Here is a 6,971-nt window from a genome sequence, read left to right as displayed (position 1 = left end):
CGGTGGGGCGGTAGACCGTGCCGGAGACGGGTTCGATGACACCCTGGTACCCGCCGTCGGCGTACGTGATCCGGTCGGGCAGCCCGGTCAGCCGCTCGACGTGCCGGATGCCGGACCAGGCGTACGTCCCGTGCGCGCAGATCGTGGCCGCGTCCGCGGAGAGCCGGCTGCTGCCCGCCGTGACTCCGCAACCCGCCGAACCCGCGCCCAGCACCACCACGGCCACCGCCGCTCCCCAGCCCCGCACAACCCACCCCCGTACAACGGCCGCCGCCCCGCAAGCAGCTGCGGGACGGCGGCCGTGCTCGTCATGTGCGGGTGATGCTAATCCCCTAGTCCTTGGTCGGGCTGGCCGAGGGGTGGGCGCCCTTCTTCAGGAAGCCCATGTCCTCGTAGACCGGGGTCTGGAAGCCGAAGGAGCCGGCGTTGACGACGGTCTTGCGGGCGGCCGTGAGCTGGGGGCGCTGGTAGAGGGGGATCGAGCCGGCCGCCGCCCAGATGCGGGCGTCGGCCTTGCGGACCAGGGCGGCGGACTCGTCCTCGTCGAGGGTCGAGGCGGCCTGGTCGAAGAGCTGGTCGACCTGGTCGGTGCCGACGCGGGTGTAGTTCTGCTCGACGTTCAGGGAGCCGTCCGCGGCCGGGACCGGCTTGGCGAAGATCGGGCGGGCGTCGGTGGCGGGGAAGGCGGACGCGGGCCAGGAGTAGAGGGCGAGGTCGTACTGGCCGGACGCGATGTGGTCCTTGAAGTAGCTGTCGTCGGAGACCTTGGTGATCTCCGTGCGGATACCGACCTTCTCCAGCATCCGGGAGATGCTGTCGGCGACCGTGCTCAGTGACTCCGAGCCGGTCCCGGAGGGGAGCACGAAGCGGAGGGTGAGCGGCTTGCCGTCCTTGGCGAGCGTCCCGGTCTTCGCGCCCGCCGGAGCGGCCGTGCCCTTGGGGGCGTACGCGCCGGGCGCGCCGCCCTGCTTCACCTTGCGGCCGTCGTACTGCTTGCCGTCGGCGAGGTGCTTGGAGCTCTCGTCGCCGTGCCCGTGCTTCTTGGTGTGGTCCTGCGGGTCCTTGTTGTCCTCGCCGACGATGTACTGCCCGTCGGAGCCGCCCTCGGACTCGGCCTCGTCGTCGGACTTCTTGCCCTTCTTGCTCTCGGCGCCGGCCGCCTTCTCGCCCTTGTCCTTGAGCGGTCCGCCGGGCACCCAGCCGGCGTCGGCGAGCAGCGCCTGCGCCTCCGCGGTGTCGTGGTCGCCGAGCGCCCCGCTGTTGTCGGCGTACGCGGCCTGCCCGGAGAGCGCGAGGTGACTGCCGACCGGCACAGCGGGCAGGCCGAGGGGCTGGAGTACGACCTTCGCCAGCGCCGTACGGTCGAGCGCGCGGGCCACCGCACGCCGGACGCGCTCGTCGGCGAGGGGACCTTCGGAGCCGTTGAGGGCGAGCTGGGTGTAGGCGGGCTCGAAGGAGCGGCGGACGGTGAAGGCGCGCAACTCGTCCTGCTGGCGCAGGTACGTGGCGAGCGCCTTGCGCTCCTTCTTGCTGAGCTTCTTCTTCTGCCGGCTCTCGTTCTTGTTCTCGTCCTTGCCGGTGGGGCTCGCGCCCTGGAGCGGGGTGCTGGTGCCCTTGGCGCGGCCCGCGAGCGCGATACGGCTCGCGTCGGCGGGGTCGATCTCGGCCAGGTCGACCGTGCCGTCGGCGAGCGCGGCGGCCCGCTTGTCGAGCGGTACGGCGTGCAGCACGATCTGGGAGAGTTTCGCGGGCCGGCCCCACCAGTGCGGGTTGCGGGCGAGGACGATCTCCTTGTCCTTGCGGTCGATCTTCTGCACCCCGAAGGCGCCGGCGGTGACCTTCAGCTTGCGGCGCGCGCCGTCGTTGAAGGCGTCCGGGGTGCCCATGACGTCCTTGGGGTACAGCGGCGAGAACAGCGCCTTCCAGTCGGCGTACGGCCTGCTGAAGGTGACCTTGACCTCAAGGTTGTTGGCGCCGCGCTCGATCTTCTCGATGCGGTCGTAGCCGGCGTTGCGCGCGGTCCAGTACGCGGAGTCCTTGCCGGACAGGGCGCGCCACTGGGCGGCGAAGTCGGCGGCGCCGATCTCGCGGCCATCGCTCCACACGGCCTGCTGGTCGAGCTTGTAGAGGACGACCTGCTTGGGCTCGGTGTCGACGACCTTCGCGGACTCCAGGTAGTCGGCGTCGCGCTGCGGGCGGCCCTGCGCGTCGAGCCGGAACATCGCGGGCAGGACGGCCTGGGCGACGCGGGTCGTGGTGGCGTCGGCGTCCGACTGGAAGGTGTTGAGGGTCTCCGGTACGTCGTCGACGGCCCAGTTCAGGGTGGAGCCGTCGGCGACCAGGTCACGGCCGACGGGGGCGATGTCCTGGCCGGCCAGCGGCTTGCCCGACTCGTCGTCGGAGCTGCACGCCGCGAGGGTGGGCACCGCGAGCGCGCCCGCGGTGAGGAAGGCGACCGAGCGCATGACCGCGCGCAGTCTGACGCCGTCGTGGGACATCACTGCTACCTCCGGTAAACCGCGGGACTTCTGATCACTTTTGGCCGTATATGGTGCTGATCAGATCTTTGCGGCCACTGAAGAGGAAACGGTTCGGCCATGGGGGGAGACACGGCGGAGGGCGCCGGGAAGCCCACCCGTGCGGCGCAATGTTCGAATCTGCCCCCGTACACACCAACGCACCCCGGCCAATCCGTGCACACCGCTTCCCACCGGCCGGTGTGACGCGCAACACTCGCAGGCGCATGAACGTTGCCGTCCAGGGCCGACGCCCGCGGAAGTGAGGTCACGTCATGTCCGTGCACGACGAACTGACGTCAGTCCAGCGCTGTCTCGACGACCTGTTCAGGTCGGTGGGGCGGCTGGAGAACCAATTCGGCAGCGGCGGCCTGGAAATGCGCAGGGTCAAGGCCGACGCCGACCGGCTGCGCGAGAGCGTCGCGCTGCTGCGTGACGCCGCACCAGGGATCGAGCGCCCCCGGCGCCCCGATCTCGTCTCCATCCCCGACACCCCCTACGACAACACCCTGTGGACGGACTCGGACGACGAAGGACTCGGCGCCCACGACCGCCACGCACCCTGAACCGACCGGAGTCCTGACTTGGCCACTGGTACGGAACCCCAACCGAAGAGCGGCGGCGTACACACCGGTACGCGCGCCGCGATCGACGCCCCGCATCTGCGGACCGACCGCTGGTGGCTGGCCCCGGCCGTCACCGCCGCCGGACTGCTGGCCTTCGTCGTCTACTCGACCTGGCGGGCCTTCGCGGACTCGAACTACTACTCGGCGCCCTATGTCTCGCCGTTCTACTCGCCCTGTCTGGCCGACCGGTGCCGGACGATGCACGCGGGCCCGAACGCGGACCTCTTCGGGAGCTGGTGGGGCATCTCCCCCGCCATCATCATCCTGATCTTCCCGCTCGGCTTCCGCCTGACCTGCTACTACTACCGCAAGGCCTACTACCGGGGCTTCTGGGCCTCGCCCCCGGCCTGCGCGGTGGCCGAGCCGCACAAGAAGTACAGCGGTGAGACCCGCTTCCCGCTGATCCTGCAGAACGTCCACCGGTACTTCTTCTACGCGGCGCTCCTGGTGGCGGGCACCCTGACCTACGACACCGTGCTGACCTTCCGCGACGAGCACTACCACTGGGGCCACATGGGCCTGGGCACCCTCGTCTTCGTGGCCAACATCGTGCTGATCTGGGCGTACACCCTGTCCTGCCACTCCTGCCGGCACATCGTCGGCGGCAAGCTCAAGCACTTCTCCAAGCATCCCGTGCGCTACAAGGCGTGGAAGTTCGTGGGGCAGCTGAACAACCGTCACATGCAGCTGGCCTGGGCGTCGTTGATCAGCGTGGCGGCTGCCGACTTCTACGTGTATCTGGTCGCGTCCGGTGCTTTCAATGATCCGCGCTTCTTTTAGATTGGGTGGGGCCTTCTGATGTCCGTGGTCGAGCGACAGGAGTGGGACGTCGTCGTGGTCGGTGCCGGTGGCGCCGGTCTGCGGGCCGCCATCGAGGCGCGCGAGCGCGGAGCCCGTACGGCGGTGATCTGCAAGTCGCTGTTCGGCAAGGCCCATACGGTGATGGCCGAGGGCGGCATCGCGGCGGCGATGGCCAACGTCAACGAGCACGACAACTGGCAGGTCCACTTCCGCGACACCCTGCGCGGCGGCAAGTTCCTCAACCAGTGGCGCATGTCGGAGCTGCACGCGAAGGAAGCCCCGGACCGGGTCTGGGAGTTGGAGACCTGGGGCGCCCTCTTCGACCGTACGAAGGACGGCAGGATCTCCCAGCGCAACTTCGGCGGCCACGAGTACCCGCGCCTCGCACACGTCGGTGACCGTACGGGACTTGAGCTGATCCGCACGCTCCAGCAGAAGATCGTGTCCCTCCAGCAGGAGGACCACAAGGAGACCGGCGACTACGAGTCGCGCCTGAAGGTCTATCAGGAGTGCACGGTCACACGGGTGTTGAAGGACGGGAGCCGGGTCTCCGGGGTCTTCGCCTACGAGCGCGAGACCGGCCGTTTCCTGGTCCTGGAGGCGCCCTCCGTGGTGATCGCGACGGGCGGGATCGGCAAGTCCTTCAAGGTGACGTCGAATTCGTGGGAGTACACCGGCGACGGGCACGCGCTGGCGCTGCTCGCCGGAGCGCCCCTGCTGAACATGGAGTTCGTGCAGTTCCACCCGACGGGCATGGTCTGGCCGCCGTCCGTGAAGGGCATCCTGGTCACGGAGTCGGTGCGTGGCGACGGCGGGGTGCTGCGCAACTCCGAGGGCAAACGCTTCATGTTCGACTACATCCCCGACGTCTTCAAGGAGAAGTACGCCGAGTCGGAGGCGGAGGGCGACCGCTGGTACGAGGACCCCGACACCAACCGCCGTCCCCCCGAACTGCTCCCCCGCGACGAGGTCGCCCGCGCCATCAACTCCGAGGTGAAGGCGGGCCGCGGCTCACCGCACGGCGGGGTCTTCCTGGACGTGTCGACGCGTATGCCCGCGGAGGTGATCCGGCGCCGACTCCCGTCCATGTACCACCAGTTCAAGGAACTGGCCGACGTCGACATCACGGCCGAGGCGATGGAGGTCGGGCCGACCTGTCACTACGTGATGGGCGGCATCGCCGTCGACTCGGACACGGCGGCGGCGCGCGGGGTACCGGGGCTGTTCGCGGCCGGTGAGGTGGCCGGCGGCATGCACGGCTCCAACCGGCTGGGCGGCAACTCCCTCTCCGACCTGCTGGTGTTCGGCCGCCGGGCGGGCTGGCACGCGGCGGACCACGCGGCGGACCTGGCGGACAGCCGCCCGCTGGTCGACGACACCGAGGTGGACCTCGCGGCGGCGGAGGCACTGCGCCCCTTCTCGGCGGAGGGCCCCGAACCCGGCAAGGAGAACGGACGTCCACCGGAGAACCCGTACACCCTCCACCAGGAACTCCAGCAGACCATGAACGACCTCGTCGGCATCATCCGCCGCGAGGGCGAGATGGAGCAGGCGCTGGAGAAACTCGCCGACCTTCGGGTACGGGCACGGCGGGCCGGGGTCGAGGGACACCGGCAGTTCAACCCCGGCTGGCATCTCGCCCTGGACCTGCGGAACATGCTGCTGGTCAGCGAGTGCGTGGCCCGGGCCGCGCTGGAGCGCACCGAGTCGCGGGGCGGACACACCCGCGAGGACCACCCCGGCATGAACCGCGACTGGCGCCGCATCAACCTGATCTGCCAACTGACCGACCCGAATGGCGGGTTGGCGGCCACCGACCCGGTGTCCGGCCAGATCACCCTGACCCGCGAGACGACCGACCCCATCCGCGCCGACCTGCTCGCCCTCTTCGAGAAGGAAGAGCTGGTCAAGTACCTCGCCGAAGAGGAGCTCTACGAGTGAGCAGCTACGAGGCCCGCTTCAAGGTGTGGCGGGGGGACGTCGAGGGCGGCGGCCTGGAGGACTTCAAGGTCGAGGTCAACGACGGCGAGGTGATCCTCGACATCATCCACCGCATCCAGGCCACCCAGGCCTCCGACCTCGCCGTGCGCTGGAACTGCAAGGCGGGCAAGTGCGGTTCGTGCTCGGCGGAGATCAACGGGCGCCCCCGGCTGATGTGCATGACCCGCATGTCGGTGTTCACCCGCGAGGAGACGATCACGGTCACCCCGCTCCGCGCCTTCCCCGTCATCCGCGACCTGGTCACGGACGTCGGCTTCAACTACCAGAAGGCCAGGGAGGTTCCGGCGTTCGTGCCGCCGGAGGGCGTGGGTCTCGGCGAGTACCGGATGATGCAGGAGGACGTCGACCGCTCGCAGGAGTTCCGCAAGTGCATCGAGTGCTTCCTGTGCCAGGACACCTGCCACGTCGTCCGCGACCACGAGGAGAACAAGACGGCGTTCGCGGGCCCCCGATTCCTCATGCGGGTCGCGGAGTTGGACATGCACCCCCTGGACGCGGCGGCGGACTCCGGCCTCGACCGCAAGAAGACCGCCCAGGACGAACACGGCCTCGGCTACTGCAACATCACCAAGTGCTGCACCGAGGTCTGCCCCGAGGGCATCCACATCACGGACAACGCGCTGATTCCCTTGAAGGAACGGGCAGTTGACCGCAAGTACGATCCGCTGGTGTGGCTGGGGTCGAAGATCAGGAGGCGTTCTTCAGAAAGCTGAGGGCCTGGCCGAGGTTGTGTTCCGCGATGCCGCGCATGAACTCCGGGTCGTGGAAGTCCCCGACGTCGAGGAGACGGAGGGGGCCGGCCACGAGGGAGAGGTGCATCGCCAGGCGGTAGAGGCCCAGGCGGTCCTCGTCCAGGCCCTCGGTGCGCAGGGCGTCGTAATGGTGGCCGAAGCGCAGGCTGAGGAAGACGTGTTCCCACTCGGCGTCGAAGTACATGAGGCCCTCGATGTCGATGAGGGCAAGGTCTCCGTCGGGGGTCACACGGACGTGGTCGGGGCCGAGTTCGCCGTGGATGAGGGTGGGGGGC

At 69.2% G+C, this 6,971-nt stretch carries 5 protein-coding genes and 2 pseudogenes; 4 read left to right on the top strand and 3 right to left on the bottom strand.

The features are described 5' to 3' along the window. Positions 1-226: pseudogene (locus AC31A1_RS43315) on the bottom strand (hypothetical protein); the annotation flags it as partial. 106 nt (positions 227-332) lie between these two features. Then, positions 333-2,498, bottom strand: a complete 2,166-nt coding sequence (locus AC31A1_RS43310; protein ID WP_489658567.1) for an ABC transporter family substrate-binding protein — start codon at positions 2,496-2,498, stop codon at positions 333-335. A 293-nt stretch (positions 2,499-2,791) separates the two neighbouring features. Here AC31A1_RS43310 and AC31A1_RS43305 point away from each other — a divergent pair, with 293 nt between their 5' ends. Genes AC31A1_RS43305 through AC31A1_RS43290 form a run of 4 tightly spaced genes read left to right on the top strand, consistent with a single transcriptional unit; the run spans position 2,792 to position 6,657 of the window. Then, on the top strand, positions 2,792-3,082 hold the full coding sequence (locus AC31A1_RS43305) for a hypothetical protein (RefSeq protein WP_019058435.1): 291 nt from the start codon (positions 2,792-2,794) through the stop codon (positions 3,080-3,082). Positions 3,083-3,100: 18 nt separating this feature from the next. Further along, on the top strand, positions 3,101-3,922 hold the full coding sequence (locus AC31A1_RS43300) for a hypothetical protein (protein ID WP_489658566.1): 822 nt from the start codon (positions 3,101-3,103) through the stop codon (positions 3,920-3,922). Positions 3,923-3,940: 18 nt separating this feature from the next. Further along, entirely contained in the window at positions 3,941-5,884 is a 1,944-nt protein-coding gene (locus tag AC31A1_RS43295) for a fumarate reductase/succinate dehydrogenase flavoprotein subunit (RefSeq protein ID WP_489658565.1), read from the top strand. Beyond that, on the top strand, positions 5,881-6,657 hold the full coding sequence (locus tag AC31A1_RS43290) for a succinate dehydrogenase/fumarate reductase iron-sulfur subunit (RefSeq protein ID WP_489658564.1): 777 nt from the start codon (positions 5,881-5,883) through the stop codon (positions 6,655-6,657). The genes AC31A1_RS43295 and AC31A1_RS43290 overlap by 4 nt, the downstream gene beginning before the upstream one ends. On the opposite strand, the pseudogene AC31A1_RS43285 reads toward AC31A1_RS43290, so the two are convergent. After that, positions 6,632-6,971: pseudogene (locus AC31A1_RS43285) on the bottom strand (aminoglycoside phosphotransferase family protein); the annotation flags it as partial. The gene AC31A1_RS43290 and the pseudogene AC31A1_RS43285 sit on opposite strands and share 26 nt — an antisense overlap.

The organism is Streptomyces sp. P5F9 (assembly GCF_057961495.1).
Note: the sequence above shows the minus strand (reverse complement) of the source record. Positions and strands in the feature narration are given on the sequence as shown.

What these genes read in the sequence shown, in the direction of transcription:
- AC31A1_RS43305 (WP_019058435.1), top strand. Translation starts at nt 2,792, where the DNA reads ATGTCCGTGCACGACGAACTGACGTCAGTCCAGCGCTGTCTCGACGAC.
- AC31A1_RS43310 (WP_489658567.1), bottom strand. Translation starts at nt 2,498, where the DNA reads ATGTCCCACGACGGCGTCAGACTGCGCGCGGTCATGCGCTCGGTCGCC.
- AC31A1_RS43295 (WP_489658565.1), top strand. Translation starts at nt 3,941, where the DNA reads ATGTCCGTGGTCGAGCGACAGGAGTGGGACGTCGTCGTGGTCGGTGCC.